This window comes from Candidatus Avoscillospira sp. LCP25S3_F1, from assembly GCF_052117125.1.
Classification (GTDB): domain Bacteria; phylum Bacillota; class Clostridia; order Oscillospirales; family Oscillospiraceae; genus Avoscillospira_A.
Map to the genome: position 1 here is coordinate 181,662 of NZ_JBQKJT010000006.1, position 16,360 is coordinate 198,021.

A 16,360-nucleotide genomic window follows, 5' to 3' on the forward strand; every position below is an offset into this window, starting at 1 on the left:
ACAACGGTTGTCGAAAAGTCTTGTTACCACTTCGGGCACATACCACCAAGCCCAATGGGCTGAGATGTTGACGGTATGTCTTTCAAACTACTCCCTTTTCAACTACGGCAATTATAGCACGGCCTGCATCCGTTGTCAATGCGGTTTCGTCCCCCTGGTTTCAGCATTTCCCGCCTGCCGGGAATTATGCGCCGCGTTGACAGCAGCCGCGCCAACAGGTATACTAAACCCATCCATGACTTTATTGTATGAAAGCAGGAGGACATGACCAATGGAACAACACACCCCCCTCAATCAGCTTCGTGTCAACGATGAGGTGCAGGGCTTCTACCTTCTGAAGTCCGCCTATGCCAAGACCAACAAAAACGGCAAACCCTTCCTCAGCGCCGTGCTGGAGGACGCCGGCGGCTCCATGGATGCCAAACTGTGGGAATACGACAACAGCACCGTGGGCGAGCAGGACGCCGGGCGGATTGTCTACGTCACCGGCACCGTCACGGAGTTTATGGGCGCGCTCCAGCTGCGCATCAACGCCCTGCGTCTGCGCCGTCCCGAGGAGCCCGTGGACCTGGCGGCCCTGACGCCGTCGGCGCCCATTGACGCCGACGCCGTGCTGGCCCGGGTTTGGCAGCTGGTGGAATCCATAGAGGATGCGGACTACCGCGCCATCGCCACCATGATGCTCCAGCGGCGGGAACAGGATTTCCGCAGCATTCCTGCCGCCAAAAGCGTCCACCACGGCTTTGTGGGGGGCCTGCTGATGCACACGGCCAACATGCTGGAGCAGGCAGATTTTCTATCCCGGCTCTACGGCCCCATCATCAACCGCAGTCTGCTGCTGGCCGGTACCCTCCTCCATGACTTCGGCAAGATGAAAGAGTTCTCCTTCTCCGAGCTGGGACTGGTGACGGAGTATTCCACCGAAGGCCAGCTGCTGGGCCATCTGGTCATCGGCGCCGAATGGGTGGCGGCGGCGGCCCGAAAGCTGGGCATCCCGGAAGAGAAGTCCCTGCTTCTGCGCCACCTGATCCTGTCCCACCACGGCGAACCGGAGTTCGGCGCGGCGGTGGTGCCGGTGTGCATGGAAAGCGAATTGCTGCACCTCATCGACAAGATCGACAGCCGGGTGGAAATCTACCGCAAAGCCTTTGAAGAAGTACCGGTTGGGGCCTTCAGCAGCCGGATTTTCGCACTGGAACACCGCGTTTACCATCATCCGTAACCTCTGGAGCAGCTGTATAAAAACCTTTGTATCGATATGCAAATATTTATATATTTTATACAAAACCGCTTGTTTCTATCCTCAGAATTTGCTATAATATTTTCCAGGACACGGTCTATTTTCGAGGCCGGGGTCTTATAGATTCCTGGAGTGCCAATGAAGTTTGGACACCGCAAGAATGGAGGAGACATCGACTATGCTGGATCAGTCGTACTACCGCAAAGCGGATGAAATCATCGCCCACTACGGCCGCAAGGCCAGTTCCCTGATTCCCATCATGCAGGATATTCAGGGGGAGTACCGCTATCTGCCCGGTGAGCTTCTGACCTACGTTGCCGCGGAGATCGGCATCAGCGAGGCCAAGGCTTACAGCGTGGCGACCTTCTATGAGAACTTTTCCTTTGAGGCCAAAGGCAAGTATATCATCAAGGTCTGCGACGGCACCGCCTGCCATGTAAAAAAGTCTGGTCCCATTTTGGAGGCCCTGCACAAAACCCTGGGGCTCAGCAAGAAGAAGCATACCACCGACGATATGCTCTTCACCGTGGAAACCGTCTCCTGCCTCGGCGCCTGTGGTCTGGCTCCCACCGTCATGGTCAATGAGGACGTCTATCCGCGTATGACCCCCGAGTCCGTGGTCGAACTGATCGAGAAGCTGAGAGGTGAGGGAAATTGAAAATTCAGACGAGAGAAGATCTGCAGCAGCTGCGCGCTGCCGCCCAGGCCACCATTAAAAATTATTCCTGCCGCATCCTGGTCTGCGCCGGTACCGGCTGTATCGCCACCGGTTCCCAGAAAATCTACGACAAGATGGTGGAGATCGCCCGGGACTATCCCAATGTGACCGTGGAATTCAAGCCCCACGACGCCGACGCCCATCCCATCGGCATCAAGCGCACCGGATGTCAGGGCATCTGTGAGCTGGGTCCCCTGGTCCGCATTCAGAAGGGCGACAAGGTCATCCAGCTGGTCCGTGTCAAGGAAGAGGATTGCCAGGAGGTCTTTGAGCGCTGTGTTCTGGGCGACGAGGTCCTGGATCATCATACATACCGCCAAAACGGCATTTTCTACCCCAAGCCCGAAGAAATTCCCTTCATGGCCAAGCAGACCCGCATCGCCCTGGAGAACTGCGGCAAGCTGGACGCTGAATCCCTGGAGGAATACATCGCTGCCGGCGGCTTCTCCGCCCTGGAGAAAGCCCTCTTTGAACTACAGCCCTCCGACGTGGTGGACATCGTGGACGCCGCCGAGCTGCGGGGCCGCGGCGGCGGCGGCTATCCCGCCGGCCGTAAGTGGAAGCAGGTCATGCGTCAGAAAGAGACCACCCGCTACGTGGTCTGTAACGGCGACGAGGGCGACCCCGGCGCGTTTATGGACGGCTCCGTCATGGAAGGCGATCCTTTCCGTCTTATCGAGGGCATGATGCTGGCCGCCTACGCCGTCAGCGCCAAGGACGGTTATATCTACGTCCGCGCCGAGTATCCCAACTCTGTGGCCCGGCTGAGCCATGCCATTGCCCGGCTGGAGGAAGTGGGCCTGCTGGGTGACAACATCCTGGGCACCGACTTCTCCTTCCGTCTGCATATCAACCGCGGCGCCGGCGCCTTCGTCTGCGGCGAAGGCTCGGCCCTGACGGCCTCCATCGAAGGCAACCGCGGTATGCCCCGCGTCAAGCCGCCCCGCACGGTGGAAAAGGGCCTGTGGGGAAAGCCCACGGTTCTCAACAACGTGGAAACCTTTGCCAATGTACCCATGATCATTCTCCGCGGGTCCGACTGGTACCGCTCCATCGGCACCGCCGGCAGCCCCGGCACCAAGACCTTCTCCCTCACCGGTTCCATTGAGAACACCGGCCTCATCGAAGTCCCCATGGGTACCACCCTGCGGGAGATCATCTTCGATATCGGCGGCGGCCTCAAGGACGGCGCCACCTTCAAGGCCGTGCAGATCGGCGGCCCCTCCGGCGGCTGTCTCACCGAGGCACATCTGGACGTGCCCCTGGACTTCGACTCCGTCAAGAAGTACGGCGCCATCGTCGGCTCCGGCGGCCTGGTGGTCATGGACGAGCACACCTGCATGGTGGAAGTGGCCCGCTTCTTTATGAGCTTCACCCAGCGCGAGTCCTGCGGCAAGTGCGTCCCCTGCCGCGAGGGCACCAAGCGGATGCTGGAGATTCTGGAGAAGATCGTCGCCGGTGAAGGCGAACTGGAGGACCTGGACCGTCTGGAGGAACTGGCCGAGATGGTCAAGAGCATGGCCCTCTGCGGTCTGGGCAAGAGCGCGCCCCTGCCGGTCCTCAGCACCCTCAAGACCTTCCGCGACGAGTATGTGGAGCACATTGTGGACCACAAGTGCCGGGCCAAGGTCTGTACGGCCATGCGCCATTACCGCATCAACCCCGAGTTCTGTAAGGGCTGCGGCAAATGTGCCAAGAACTGCCCCGTCGGCGCCATCACCGGCCAGCGGAAGGAGTGCTATCACATCGACACCAACCTGTGCATCAAGTGCGACGCCTGCCGCGACAACTGCGCCTTTGATGCCATCTATGTGGACGCGTAGGAGGATCAGACATGGGAATTATGACCATTGACGGACGGAAAGTCCAGTTTACCGATGAAAAAAATGTGCTGAGTGTCATTCGGAACGCCGGCATCGATATCCCCACCCTGTGCTATCACTCCGAGGTCTCCACCTTCGGCGCCTGCCGTCTGTGTACCGTGGAGGATGACCGTGGCCGGACCTTTGCCTCCTGCTCCGAGGAGCCGCGGGACGGCATGGTCATCTACACCAACACCGGCCGCATCAAGCGCCACCGCAAGCTGATTCTGGAGCTGCTGCTGGCCGCCCACTGCCGCGACTGCACCACCTGCGTCAAGAGCGGCGAATGTAATTTGCAGATGCTGGCCCACCGCCTGGGCGTCACCCAGGTCCGGTTCGCCAATACCCGAGAGATTCACGAGGTGGACACCAGTTCCCCCTCCATCGTCCGCGACCCCAACAAGTGCATCCTCTGCGGCGACTGTATCCGCGCCTGCGACGAGCTTCAGGGCATCGGCGCGCTGGGCTTTGCTTTCCGCGGCACCGACGCCATGGTGATGCCCGCGTTCAACAAAAAGATTGCCCAAACCCTCTGCGTCAACTGCGGCCAGTGCCGTGTCTACTGCCCCACCGGCGCCATCAGCATCCACACCAACACCGACGAGGTTTGGGACGCCTTGGGCGATCCCGACGTCCGGGTGGTGGCCCAGGTAGCTCCCGCCGTCCGGGTGGCCGTGGGCGATGCCTTTGGCATCGAAAAGGGCAAGAGCGTTATGGGTAAGATTGTCAATGTCCTGCACCGCCTGGGCTTCGACGAGGTCTACGACACCGCCTTCTCCGCCGACTTGACGGTGATGGAGGAGTCCGCCGAGTTCCTCAACCGGGTGGAAGCCGGTATCAAGCTGCCTCTGCTGACCTCCTGCTGCCCCTCCTGGGTCAAGTTCGTCACCGATCAGTACCCGGAGTTCAAGGAGAATCTGTCCACCTGCCGTTCTCCCCAGGGCATGATGTCCGCCCTCATCAAGGAGTGGTACCGCGACCCCAAGAACGCCAAGGGCAAACGCACCATTGTCGTATCCATTATGCCCTGTACGGCCAAAAAGATGGAGGCCAAGCGAGCCAACAGCTTCACCAAGGGTGAGCAGGATACGGATATCGTCATCACCACCACAGAGCTGATCCGCATGATCCGCAACTCCGGCATTGATTTCGCCTGCCTGACGCCCGAGGCCAGCGACGTGCCCTTCGGCTTCGGCTCCGGCGGCGGCGTCATTTTCGGTGTCACCGGCGGCGTGACCGAGGCGGTGCTGCGCCGTCTGATTCCCGAGCACGACAAGGTGGCTTTGGATGCCATTGCGGAATGCGGCGTCCGCGGCGACGACGCCATCAAATCCTTCCAGTTTGAGTTTAACGGCCGGACCCTGAATATCTGTGTTGTCAGCGGCCTGATTCATGCCCGCCAGGTCATGGACCAGGTCAAGGCCGGCGAGGTCCACTACGACCTCATCGAGGTCATGGCCTGCCGCCGCGGCTGCATCATGGGCGGCGGCCAGCCGCCCAGAGCCGGTAACCGTACCAAGGCCGCCCGTGCCAAGGGCATCTACAATGCCGACAACATGTCCATCATCAAAAAGCCCGACGAGAACCCCATGGTCATGTCCCTCTACGAAGGACTGCTCAAGGGCAAGGCGCATGAACTGCTGCACAACAAGGACTATTGAATTGACGTTTCCCGGAGCGCCGCATTTTGCGGCGCTCCGCTTGTTGTTTTTTGTAAAAACTTGACATTTCATGCTGAGTATGCTATACTGCAATAGCACAGTACCGTGTAACGGAAAAGAGGGCGCGCAGGCCGGTATAGGGGCTTCCTCCACGGGAAGAGCCGTTTCCTGCTGCCGAAAAAAATCGTCATTCTCCCGGTGGGTCCACCGTGGGAATGACGATTTTTTCATACTCTTTTATCTGATCAAGTTCTGGACGCACCTACCGTTCGATACTCCGCGTTGAAAGCGTTTTATCAAGAATCGGTGTCAGTCTTCCGTGAAGCAATACCGAATGCGCTTCATGCCTTCGCCCACGGCAATCACCAGCTCGCCGTTGCTCTTCTGCTCCACATCCAGCTCCATGTCCGGATGCAGGGCGCGGACATACTCCACCGGGTCCGCCGTCTCCACTGACTGGAACTCCAGCACACGGGGGTCCTTGCCGCCACAGTCGGGCTGCTGCTTCTCAACGATCAATTCATAGGATGCCATGTTGCTTCCTCCTTTTTATCCTATTAACTATATAGGAATAGTATAGCATAGAGTGGAAAGATTTGCAAGAGGCTTGACAAAATTATTTTTGCATCATATAATATAATACAAATAATACAACTATAACAAAAGGAGGCGATTCCATGCTGCTGCAACTGCGATTTGACAGCGACGTTCCCATCTACCAGCAAATCCGCGATCAGATTGTCGTGGGCATTGCCGGCGGGCAGCTGCGGCCGGGCCAACAGCTGCCCACCATCCGGGCCCTGGCGGCGGAAACCGGCGTCAATATGATGACCGTCAGCAAAGCCTACCAGCTTTTGAAGCAGGAGGGCTATCTGCAAACAGACCGGCGCAACGGCACCGTGGTCTGCGGCCAGCGTGCTCCGGGCGAGCCGGAGGAATCCACGCTGCGGTCCCTGCGGGTCAGCTTGTCGGAGCTGCGTCTGGCGGGATTGTCCAAAGAGGATGTACTGCGGCTGGTGGAACGGCTGTACACGGAAGGAGGAGACTGAATATGGAATGGTGGGTCAATCTGATCCTGTGGGGAACCGTCATCTGGATTCCCATTCTCATGTACGTTCAGACGGTCAACGATGCAAAATTCAAGAAAAATATTGCCGTGGGTGTCACCATTCCCCCGGAGGCCCAGCAGGACCCGGAGCTGTTGGCAACCATCGGGCAATTTCGGAAAACAGAAAAACGCCTGCTGTGGGCGCTGCTGCTGTCCGCTGTGCTCTTGGCCCTGCTGCCCTTGTCTCTGGGCGTCCTGCTGACCATTTATCTGATCTGGCTGGATGTGATCATTGTGGTCCCCATGGTCCCCTATGTCCGCTGCAATCAAGCGCTCAAGGCCATGAAGCAGCGCCGGGGCTGGCGGCGGCCCGATCAGACCGCTGCCGCCACCGTGGCCGATCTGTCCACGGTGGACCTGTGGAAGGAAAAGCCCCGGACCGTGCTCTATTTCCTGCTGCCCTTTGTCCTCAGTCTGCTGCCCACAGCGGCAGTCTTTCTGGAGGGCGACGCTGTGATGGGATGGGTCATGGCGGCCGTTGGCCCCCTGTGGGTGGCCCTGTCCTGGGTCTTTTACCGGTACGCCATCCGGCGCAAGGCTGAGGTGGTGGACGATAACGCCACGCTGACGGAGACACTGACGCGGCTGCGGCGGCAGGCCTGGCGGCGGGTATGGCTCTGGATGGCCTGGCTCATGGGGCTGCTGCCCTGGTGCATGGTCTTCTATACGACCCAGCCGGTGGTGTGCATCGTCAGCAGCATAGCCCTGACCATCGTATTCACAGCAGCGGCCGTCTGGCAGGAATTCCGGCTGCGGGCCATCCAGTCCCGGCTCACCGCCGGCAGCAGCCAGACGTTCTATGTGGACGAGGACGACAAATGGGTCTGGGGTATGTTCTACTACAATCCCCATGACACCAATCTGATGATCAATGCCCGGGTGGGCATCAATGCCACCGTCAATCTGGCCCGGAAACCTGGAAAATTCATCATTGGAGTTTCAGCGTTGATGCTGCTGCTGATGCCCCTGTTCGGCGTATGGATTCTGGTGGAAGAGCAGATGCCCGTGGAATTGTCCGTTCAGGGAGACATACTGGAAGCCCGCCACAGCGGCACGCACTACGAGATTGCCCTGGATGCGATTTCCTCGGTGGATGTGCTGGAGGAGCTGCCCCGGATGGTCAAAGTGGCTGGTACAGGTCTGGAAAGCGTGTGCAAAGGCCAGTACAACGCCGGAGAGTATGGCCGCGTCACCGCCTGCATCGATCCTCGCACAGGCCCTTGGCTGTTGGTCACCGATGAGGACGGAGCGCGGTACCTGCTGGGAGACAGCGACGGCACCACCGCACAGGTGGCCGCCGTGCTGCCCCAATCATAGAACGCAACAAGGCACGCCCGTGGGCGTGCCTTGTTGGCGGTTCAGGATTCCGGTTTGACTGGCGCCGCCGATTTTTTCCGGCGGCGATGGCGGCGGCGGGGCCGGGCCGACGCGGCAGCTTTCTCGTAGGCTTTGGCCGCCTCAGAGGTGCCCTCGTACAGCAGTTTGCTGACGCGAATACCGTCGCTGTCCTGCTGGAGCCGGATACGGACCAGGAAATTGCCGTGGTCATCACAGGTGGAAAGATTCATATACCGCCGTCCCGGCTGGGAAATCCACTCCCCGGCCTTCATGGGCTTCTCACAGTGGGGACAGAGGTTTTCCGCCCCCGCCATGGCTCCCATGGCCGTCCGCTTGTCGGCGTAGCCCCGGTAGACCCGCCGGGCGATGCAGCCGGGCAGTTCCGCGCCGTGGAACCCGTTTTCGTGGGCTTCCATGGCCCGGCGGTACTCGGCCACGCCCCGTTCCAGGTCCAGCTGGGCGCAGATCAACGCCGTATGGTAGGCGTCGCCCAGGGCGTCGTGGGCAGGGCGGGTAGGGACGATGCGCAGCAGCTCCAGCGCCGTCTTCAAGGCCCGCTGATTGGTGGCGCCGTCGGTCTGGGCATTGAAAATCATCTGGGCGTTATACCAGGGCAAGACCCAGTCGGCGGGCAGGTTATGGAGGGCCAGATTTTCCCGCAGCACCGTCACGTCGTCAAACCCCCAGGTGAGGAAGGTGCAGTCCTCTCCGCACCAGCCGCGGAACCGCTCCACCGCTTCGGGAAAGGGAACGCCCTCGGCCTTGAGCTGGGCTTCCTGAATGCCGGTCAGCTTACTGACCCGCTTATTGAGCTTGCGGATAAATTTCGGCCGGACCAGAATCTGAAATTCATCGGCCACCGTCCCGTCGGCCAGCAGCCGCACAGCACCAATCTGAATAATTTCGCCATGGGGGGCGATGCCCTGCCGGGCCGCCGACGATCCGGGCCACGCCTGGTTCCATTCCATGTCCAAAATGATATACTGCATCGTTTAACTCCTTACATACAATGGAACCATCATATCATAAATTCCATGTTGGGGCAACAAATTGCGGAAAATACAGGATGGAGGCGTGCCTCACAGCCCCGGCCCCAACAACGCACCTCGCCGCGAACCGCCCCAATTTCAGCCGCTTGAAGGCAATCTGCCGCGAAACAGCCGCATCGGAAAAACCATTGGTAACCATCGCGTGTCCAGTTCTCTTTTCTTTATCAAATATTTTGCAGAAAATTCGTCATTATTCCTGCAAATTATTGTAGCACGTTTCCGTTGTACCGTCAATTTATTTTCCATATTATACGGTATATTTCTGTCTTTTCCTCAATATTTTTACGATATTCAACTATTTTTTCTGACATATCTGTTTCGGTGTCCTAAAAATTCCATTTGAAAAGTGCAGGCAAAAGAACCCAATGATGCAAGCATTCAAACTGTAATAGACGTGGTATCTGAAATCTTCCCTGTGGAATACTTGTAAAAAAGTTCGATGGATGGTATACTTCTAACGCATCCACCCATCTGTAAAGGAATCAACCGTCAAGGCGACGGCAAAGAAAGGACGCATTCTATCTATGGAACCGATTTATGTAACCGGCCACCGCAACCCCGATACCGACTCCATCGTATCGGCCATGGCCTACGCCGCCCTGCGCAACGCCATGGGCGACCGGGAATATGTGGCTGCCCGACTGGGCCACATCAGCGATGAAACCCGCCGCATTCTGGACCGCTTCGGCATGGAACCGCCGGTCCATATTCATACAGTCCGCACGCAAATCCGCGATCTGGATTATGATACGCCGCCGGTCATGCACCAGGCGGTACCCATCCGCAGCGCCTGGGAGGCGCTGCAAGAGCAGACGGCCCCGGCCATTCCCATCTCCCGGGAGGATGGCACCCTCTACGGTATGCTGTCCCCGACGGACGTGGCCAAGCACGATATGAATTTTGCCTCGGAGCCCTATCTGGAAAATGTTCCCGTCTTCAATCTCCTCAGCGTTCTGGAGGGCCATCTGGTGGGAGAGGGCAGCAACCTCATTGACACCGTCACCGGTGAAGTGGTGGCGGCTCTGCCCGGCGCCACCGCCATGGAGCTGAAAAAAGAGACCATCTTCCTCTGCGGCCAGCAGCCGGAAATGGTCCGCGCCGCGTTGGAAGCCGGTGTCAGCTGCATCATTCTCTGTCAGGCCCAGCTGCCGGAGGACCTGGATGTGGACCGCTACGAAAGCACCTGCATCCTCAACACGCCCTTGGACGCCTGCCGCGTGTCCCATCTGCTGTTCCAGGCCATGCCTGTGGAACGCATCTGCCGCAGTCATGAACTGGAGCACGTCCATCTGGATGATTTTCTCGACGATGTGCGGGAAATCGTTCTGCGCAGCCGTTACCGCAGCTACCCCATTCTGGACGAGGCCGACCGGGTCGTGGGTACCCTGTCCCGTTACCATATGATTCGTCCCCGGCGCAAGCGGGTAGTCCTGGTGGACCACAATGAGTTTGCCCAGTCGGTGCCGGGCCTCGATCAGGCCGAGATTCTGGAGATCATCGACCACCACCGGCTGGCCGATATCCAGACCGGCGGCCCCATCCATTTCCGCAATGAACCCGTGGGCAGCACCGCCACCATCGTGGCCAGCATGTACCAGGAGCGCGGCCTGATGCCATCCAAGAGTCTGGCCGGTCTTATGGCCGCCGCCATCATTTCCGATACGGTCCTGTTCAAATCCCCCACCGCCACGGACCGGGACCGCCGCATGGCCCAGCGTATGGCCCGTATCGCCGGTGTGACCCTGGAGGATTTGGGTCAGGTGGTGTTCTCCGCCGGCAACGTGGGCGACCGCTCCGCCGAGGAGCTGCTGTTGTCCGACTTCAAGGAGTTCCACATCGCCGGTCACTATCTGGCCGTGGGTCAGATCACCTGTGTGGATTCCCACCTGCTGATCAGCCGCCGGGAGGAATTCCTTCAGGCCATGGCAGAGCAGCAGAAGCAGCACGGCTACGGTTTAGTGATTCTTATGCTCACCGACGTGCTGCTGGCCGGTTCCCATCTGCTGTATCTGGGTGACGAAGAGGCCGTCCGTCACGCCTTCAATGTGGACCCCCGCAACGAGGAGTGCTTCCTGCCCAAGATCATCTCCCGAAAAAAGCAGATTGTTCCCATGTTGTCGGCCCTGTGGGGCTGATGCCCTTGCCAGTATTCCAATACGCCCTGCGGTCAGTTGCCGCAGGGCGTATTTTCTGTGGGGGCCGGAAGCCCTCTTGACTGTGCCCTCCCCGTTTGATAGCATACAGGAAAAGAGCCGTTTCGGCCCTGGAAAGCGAGGAAATGACTGTGGAAAAAAACATTCTCTGTTTTGGCGATTCCAATACCTACGGTGAGAGTCCCGAGGGCCTGGGCCGGTATCCCCGGCAGGAGCGCTGGACCGGCATTCTGGCCCAGCGGCTGGGCCCTGCCTATCACATCATCGAGGAGGGTCTCTGCGGCCGTACCACCGTTTGGGAAGACCCCGTCGAAGGCGACAAATGCGGTATCCGCCAGCTGCCCAGCTGTATCGCCTCCCATACCCCGCTGGATTTGATCATCCTTATGCTGGGTACCAACGATTTCAAGCAGCGATTCCATGTGACCGCCTCCGACGTGGCCCTCAGTCTGGAACGGCTGGTCAAAACCGCCCAGTCCATGACCAACGGCGTCGCACCGAAACCCTTTCAAATTCTGTTGGCCTGCCCTGCCCCGCTGCGTCCCCGGACCTGCCTGGGAGAGATGATTGGGGACCGCAGCGCCGAGTCCGCGTCTCTGCCGCCACTGGTCCAGGATGTGGCCAACCGCTGCGGCGTTCCTTTTATCAATGTGGGCGCGTTCGCGGAAGCCTCGCCCCTGGACGGGCTGCATTACGACCGGGAAAATCACATCCGCATCGCAGATGCCATGGAGGCCAAACTTCACGAAATTCTAGGCTGACAGAACCGCCCCGGATTGAAGCAATCCGGGGCGGTTCTGTCAGATATACGAAAGAAAAACCGTCAGGAATTACTTCCTGACGGTTTATGGAGTGTAAGACCAATTGAGATATTTGCGGAAATCCATGATTTTCAAGGCTTTGCGGGTCTTCACCCATTATTTTTTGGCGTTTTCGCTGCGATGGCTGTGGATTTTCCACCCGAGGGTCAATTTTAGTGTTCGACCAAAAAAGATGTCCGCTTTATCCATGCCGAAAGATTGACTGAGGGAAGCGCCTGCTTCATCGGACACATTATCCAAGGAGTTCGTCCAGCAGGTAGTTGTATTCCGGCAGCTGATCCGTGTACTCTTTCATCCATTCCCGCATAGCTCGCTTTTCCAGATTGGTGGCTTCCGTGTAATCCTCGCTGTGTCCTTCCTGCTCCATAAAGTCGTATGCGAGATTCTGATAGACCTCTTTCACCAATGTTTCGGGATCTTCCAGTCGTGTTACATCGGAGTCATCAATGGAATCCGCCGCAGGCAGGCCAAGCAGAACATACCCGAACTTTTTCGAATAGACCACATCGAGCAATTCAGAGCCTTCAATGTAGTTCTGGAATACCCCAAGGACCCTCTCAAGCTCACTTTTCTTTTCCTCTAATGAACTCATGGCAACATCTCCTTCCTGCCGGAATGAGCAACTTTCCCGGTCTGGTGTATGTGGTTCCTTTATTATACCGCATTTTCTTTGGCCGTGGAAGAGAGGTGGGACGGGAACTTTTCCCAATCACATGGTCTGTTCCATCGTTGCCACCCGGAAATAACCATGAGAATATGCGGGGGCCAGATCAATTTCGCCATCTGGGCAATAGAACCGGACTCCTGCTGCGGTCAACTTTTCTCCAATCGCCGCCAAACCTTCGGCGTCACGAGCCAGACGGTCGCCGTTTATCACCAGCACACGGTCATAGACTCCATGTCGTGCATCACGGATCAGCGTTCGAATGCTCTGTCGGTTTGCGTCCAAGCCGCTCTCATATTGGAGCATCTCTGCGGAAATCGAAAAGCCAAGCTGGCCGGCGAGGCTTCGGAGTGCGGTAAGCTGCTGGTTCATGGCGAGACGGTTGCTTTCCGTGGACGCTCCATCCACCCGGCAGTAAAGGCAGCACTTAGGCATCTGATTTGACCTCCTTGAACGAATTTGGGGAGAAGCTACCGCTCAGCCCTGACATTCATCCCGGATGAAATCATACAGGGCTTCCGGTTCCTTCAGGCACCACTTAGTTTTTTCATCATCGGTCCAGACTTCATAGTCCGGGGCGGCATCGTAAAGCCACCAGCTGATATAGTCGTACTGGTCGTTGATCGCTTCCTTCAGCACATCCAGCAAGGCGGCAAGAAGCAGCGCTCCGCCCTCAAAGACGAAATGTCCATCTCCCATCATGGCGAGTGCCTTACTGAACTGTTCGTCTCGATCCTTTTGCGCTTGGATCTTTCGCAGGGCTTCGCAGAAGGTTTCCCTGGATAGCATCAAAGTCCCCCTCCCGGTTTTCCCCTCTCCGCTTCCTGTTCGGCTTTCCATTTCAGAAGCAAGGAGATAGCCAGTTCCTGGGTCGCGGGATCGGCGCAGAACTCAAAGAACTTCACAATCAGCATTTCTGGCGTCAGCCCCATAGGAGCGATTATCTTTTCCAGTTGTTCCAGAAGCTCTGCGTCCACCTGGATCTCCACGAGCTCATATCGCTTTTCATCCATGGTGCGTTTCCTCGCCTTCCGAAGATTCCTTCCGCAACTCGTCCAGTCGCTGCCGGAACAGCTCCTGGAGCTCCTTCCAGACCTGCGGCTGCTTGAGGGTCACTATCGGCTGGTTCAGTTCCCGCTCCAGATCGGCGACAGCCACCGAAAGCGTCTTTTCATCGAACAACTGGTAGTGGCGACGAAGATACTGGACGACCGCCGCACTCTCCTCATCTTCGCTGCGCATGGCATAGCGGAGGGCGCTGTTGATGACACAGGAAAAGTCATCCACATAGTCAAGGTTGAACCAGGAGGCTGGGCAGAGAACCAGGTCATCTTTGCCTTCCTCGGTGATCACCAGCCCAATGTCCTCGCGGCTTATCCTTTCCAGCACGGTGTCCAGGTCATCTGCCAGTGCTTGGCGTGAGATGCGTTCCATGCTTTCCAGAGGTTGTAAAATCGGCATCCTTTCCTTCCTCCTATCGTCTTCTTTGATTTTGCCAGATGTGAGCACCCGACTCAAGCTGTGCCACAATCGAGGATATGGCTCCTGTTCTCCATATCGGTTTAAATGTGCGCGGATCTCTGCCACAGCGGTGAAACGGGTAGCTTCGTCCAGACGGCTCAGGTTCCGGCAGGTGAATTCCGCGACTATGCCGGGCATATAAGTGTGCCGCCCCAGACTGTACTGGATCGCTGCCAGAACGATATGCCGCAGCCCTCCATCTAAAATGGGAGCGAGGATTCTCACGGAGAACAGCAGCCCGGTGCTTCCTTTTTGGGACTGGAGAGAGAGGCCGTTTCGCTCGGCTCGTTCCATCGTGTGCGTCCAGTCCTGCCGTGCGATGAAACCGGCTACAGGAGCCACCTCATAAAAGCCTTTTTTATGTCTCACGGCTGCACCTCAAGCCCGGCTTTTGACTGACCTTTATACAGAAGATTGTTGGCCTCCATCTCCTCAAAGGTGACCGGCTCGAAGTGATTGACATCCACTCCGGCATTCAGCATTCTCTCGTTTGCCTGGATGAGCGGCCAGTAATCCGCGTCGGTATTGCCGTGGATGTGGCCAAAGACCATGTAGCAGCGCATGATGTGAGGCCAAGACATCATGGGGTAGTGGCAGAGGGTGTACTGCCGCTTCCCGTCTGCGACATACAGCAGGTTATTGACGCTTTCAAAGAATCGTTCTGTCTGACAACTCCTGATCCATCCCCTGTCATGATTCCCAAGGATGAGATGTTTCTTCCCCCGCAGCCGCCGCAGGTATTCCTCCGGCGGCTTTTGGCTGCGGTAGATCAGGTCGCCGAGGATATAGACAGTATCCTTCCCTGTGACCTTGTGGTTCCAGTTTTCGATGAGAGTTTCGTCCATCTCCTCGATACTGGAAAAGGGCCGATTGCAAAGGCGGATGCAGTTTTCGTGACCGAGATGCAGGTCAGAGGTAAAGAAGATCATGGGGTTTCACCCTCCTTCTTCATCCTGGGAACTGGGATTGGCTGCCATCGGCAGTATTTTGCAAGTTCATCCTGACGCTCCCGAGGCAGGTTCATAAAATCGACAATGCTCTCTCCCGGAAACCTGTCGTGGCAGTAGGCGGGAAAGACTCCCTCCGGCACGATGCCGATGGACTCCGCTCCGGTCAGGCGGGCCTTCAGTTCCTCTGTGTTTCGGATGCATACGGGAACGCCTGCCCGATAAAGCGCCAGGAAGAAACGGACCGCCTCAATCGTCCGGGTCTCCGCAAGACCGGCCACCACCAGATAGTAGCCATGCGCATCTTGGTGTACGATGCAGTCGATGTGGGTGCTGTTGCCGCCCCGGCATACCTCCCAGGGGTGACCGGTGCGGGGACGCTCCTTCAGCCACCGTGCAAAAGCTTCGGGCGAATCTCCGTCCAGCTTGGACAGTCCCTCGTCCCGCCCATCGGCGTGGAGAGCGTACTGCTCTTTTTCCGATTTCTCCGTTCCAGTGTATCCCATGGCCCGATAGCCCAGGGCACAGAAGTGATAGAATTCGTTTGCGGTCACGGATGGGAGCCGCTTGTTATTTTCCAAAGGATACCCAACCGCCGAGGTGAGAAACTCCTCCACCTCCTGCTGGGAGAAGTCCTGGAAGAACTCCTCCTTCCACTGTGGGAATACCCTCCACAGATCCCGGCGCAGGATGGTTCCGGTTCGATGCCAGATGGGCAGCTCCCGCTCCACCAATTCCTGATAAGAGCCGGCCTCCACCATCTGAACGGCGTCTCGTACCGCACCCTCCAGCCAGGCGGTGAATGGGGCGATGTCATAGGGGAAGGCGCGCTCTTTGCGGCTGTCCACCTCCAGCACATGGCGATGGCCCAGGAATACCGCCCGGTATCCGATCTCCTGATCCTCGCCGGCGGCAAAGTGGAACCACGCTGCCTCCTCCGGGAACTCGGAATGCCACCAGGTTTCAAACCCCTCAAAGCTCTCCACCTGGCCGTCCGCCCGTAGCTCCTCAAAGCTGCCGAAGTCTTCGATGGTACCTCGCTCCGCACGGAGCCATAGTTCCCAGCTTGTGTTCTCCGGGCCTGGCTCCAGCCGGTGGAGAAGGCGGAAGATTCGGTCGATGGCCGCATAGGATGTCTCGTCATAGGTGAAGGAGCAGTTGATGTTTCGGTATTCCACCCGACCCAGCCAGTTGATGTAGTGCTTGATCTCCGGCGCTTTCATGTTTCCACCTCCTCAGTATCCGTATCCCCATCCTCCGTTTCCTCAAACTGGAGTC

The 16,360-nt window shown here is 58.0% G+C and carries 17 protein-coding genes; 8 read left to right on the forward strand and 9 right to left on the reverse strand.

Annotated elements, in window-relative coordinates:
* Positions 1 to 271: 271 nt before the first annotated feature.
* The 4 genes from ACTQ33_RS07350 to ACTQ33_RS07365 all read left to right on the forward strand — a co-directional run bounded on the left by ACTQ33_RS07350 (position 272) and on the right by ACTQ33_RS07365 (position 5,481).
* Complete coding sequence (locus ACTQ33_RS07350; protein WP_441463486.1) at positions 272 to 1,222, forward strand: 3'-5' exoribonuclease YhaM family protein; 951 nt, start codon at positions 272 to 274, stop codon at positions 1,220 to 1,222.
* 196 nt (positions 1,223 to 1,418) lie between these two features.
* The gene (locus ACTQ33_RS07355) at positions 1,419 to 1,898 is read left to right on the forward strand and encodes a complex I 24 kDa subunit family protein (protein WP_441463488.1); all 480 of its coding nucleotides are present in this window, start codon (positions 1,419 to 1,421) and stop codon (positions 1,896 to 1,898) included.
* Positions 1,895 to 3,781: an NADH-ubiquinone oxidoreductase-F iron-sulfur binding region domain-containing protein gene (locus tag ACTQ33_RS07360; RefSeq protein WP_441463490.1), complete on the forward strand. Its 1,887-nt coding sequence runs from the start codon at positions 1,895 to 1,897 to the stop codon at positions 3,779 to 3,781. Before ACTQ33_RS07355 ends, ACTQ33_RS07360 begins: the two co-directional genes overlap by 4 nt.
* A gap of 11 nt (positions 3,782 to 3,792) precedes the next feature.
* Complete coding sequence (locus ACTQ33_RS07365; protein WP_441463492.1) at positions 3,793 to 5,481, forward strand: [FeFe] hydrogenase, group A; 1,689 nt, start codon at positions 3,793 to 3,795, stop codon at positions 5,479 to 5,481.
* 309 nt (positions 5,482 to 5,790) lie between these two features.
* Here ACTQ33_RS07365 and ACTQ33_RS07370 read toward each other — a convergent pair whose 3' ends face one another.
* Entirely contained in the window at positions 5,791 to 6,015 is a 225-nt protein-coding gene (locus ACTQ33_RS07370; RefSeq protein ID WP_441463494.1) for a hypothetical protein, read from the reverse strand.
* 143 nt (positions 6,016 to 6,158) lie between these two features.
* Here ACTQ33_RS07370 and ACTQ33_RS07375 point away from each other — a divergent pair, with 143 nt between their 5' ends.
* Positions 6,159 to 6,530 (forward strand): GntR family transcriptional regulator, encoded by a 372-nt coding sequence (locus ACTQ33_RS07375; RefSeq protein ID WP_441463496.1) that lies wholly within the window; start codon positions 6,159 to 6,161, stop codon positions 6,528 to 6,530.
* Positions 6,531 to 6,532: 2 nt separating this feature from the next.
* Positions 6,533 to 7,906, forward strand: coding sequence for a hypothetical protein (locus ACTQ33_RS07380; protein ID WP_441463498.1), 1,374 nt, complete (start codon positions 6,533 to 6,535; stop codon positions 7,904 to 7,906).
* A 41-nt stretch (positions 7,907 to 7,947) separates the two neighbouring features.
* On the opposite strand, the gene ACTQ33_RS07385 is transcribed toward ACTQ33_RS07380, so the two are convergent.
* On the reverse strand, positions 7,948 to 8,916 hold the full coding sequence (locus tag ACTQ33_RS07385; RefSeq protein ID WP_441463500.1) for an exonuclease domain-containing protein: 969 nt from the start codon (positions 8,914 to 8,916) through the stop codon (positions 7,948 to 7,950).
* Positions 8,917 to 9,500: 584 nt separating this feature from the next.
* Between ACTQ33_RS07385 and ACTQ33_RS07390 the strand changes: the two genes are divergently transcribed.
* Positions 9,501 to 11,111 (forward strand): putative manganese-dependent inorganic diphosphatase, encoded by a 1,611-nt coding sequence (locus ACTQ33_RS07390; protein WP_441463502.1) that lies wholly within the window; start codon positions 9,501 to 9,503, stop codon positions 11,109 to 11,111.
* A gap of 143 nt (positions 11,112 to 11,254) precedes the next feature.
* Complete coding sequence (locus tag ACTQ33_RS07395; RefSeq protein WP_441463504.1) at positions 11,255 to 11,890, forward strand: SGNH/GDSL hydrolase family protein; 636 nt, start codon at positions 11,255 to 11,257, stop codon at positions 11,888 to 11,890.
* A 292-nt stretch (positions 11,891 to 12,182) separates the two neighbouring features.
* Here the strand turns inward: ACTQ33_RS07395 and ACTQ33_RS07400 are convergent, their stop codons facing one another.
* From ACTQ33_RS07400 to ACTQ33_RS07430, 7 genes are all read right to left on the reverse strand, one after another.
* Positions 12,183 to 12,542, reverse strand: coding sequence for a hypothetical protein (locus ACTQ33_RS07400; RefSeq protein WP_087937087.1), 360 nt, complete (start codon positions 12,540 to 12,542; stop codon positions 12,183 to 12,185).
* A 117-nt stretch (positions 12,543 to 12,659) separates the two neighbouring features.
* Positions 12,660 to 13,049, reverse strand: a complete 390-nt coding sequence (locus ACTQ33_RS07405; RefSeq protein ID WP_441463506.1) for a recombinase family protein — start codon at positions 13,047 to 13,049, stop codon at positions 12,660 to 12,662.
* Positions 13,050 to 13,091: 42 nt separating this feature from the next.
* Positions 13,092 to 13,403: a hypothetical protein gene (locus ACTQ33_RS07410; protein ID WP_130870536.1), complete on the reverse strand. Its 312-nt coding sequence runs from the start codon at positions 13,401 to 13,403 to the stop codon at positions 13,092 to 13,094.
* Positions 13,403 to 13,627 carry a hypothetical protein gene (locus ACTQ33_RS07415; protein WP_087936973.1) on the reverse strand — a complete coding sequence of 75 codons (225 nt, stop codon included), beginning with the start codon at positions 13,625 to 13,627 and terminating at the stop codon, positions 13,403 to 13,405. Before ACTQ33_RS07415 ends, ACTQ33_RS07410 begins: the two co-directional genes overlap by 1 nt.
* Positions 13,620 to 14,504 carry a hypothetical protein gene (locus tag ACTQ33_RS07420; RefSeq protein WP_148337052.1) on the reverse strand — a complete coding sequence of 295 codons (885 nt, stop codon included), beginning with the start codon at positions 14,502 to 14,504 and terminating at the stop codon, positions 13,620 to 13,622. Before ACTQ33_RS07420 ends, ACTQ33_RS07415 begins: the two co-directional genes overlap by 8 nt.
* Positions 14,501 to 15,064, reverse strand: a complete 564-nt coding sequence (locus ACTQ33_RS07425; protein WP_087937003.1) for a metallophosphoesterase — start codon at positions 15,062 to 15,064, stop codon at positions 14,501 to 14,503. The genes ACTQ33_RS07420 and ACTQ33_RS07425 overlap by 4 nt, the downstream gene beginning before the upstream one ends.
* Positions 15,061 to 16,305 carry a hypothetical protein gene (locus ACTQ33_RS07430; protein WP_441463509.1) on the reverse strand — a complete coding sequence of 415 codons (1,245 nt, stop codon included), beginning with the start codon at positions 16,303 to 16,305 and terminating at the stop codon, positions 15,061 to 15,063. The genes ACTQ33_RS07425 and ACTQ33_RS07430 overlap by 4 nt, the downstream gene beginning before the upstream one ends.
* Positions 16,306 to 16,360 lie beyond the last annotated feature (55 nt).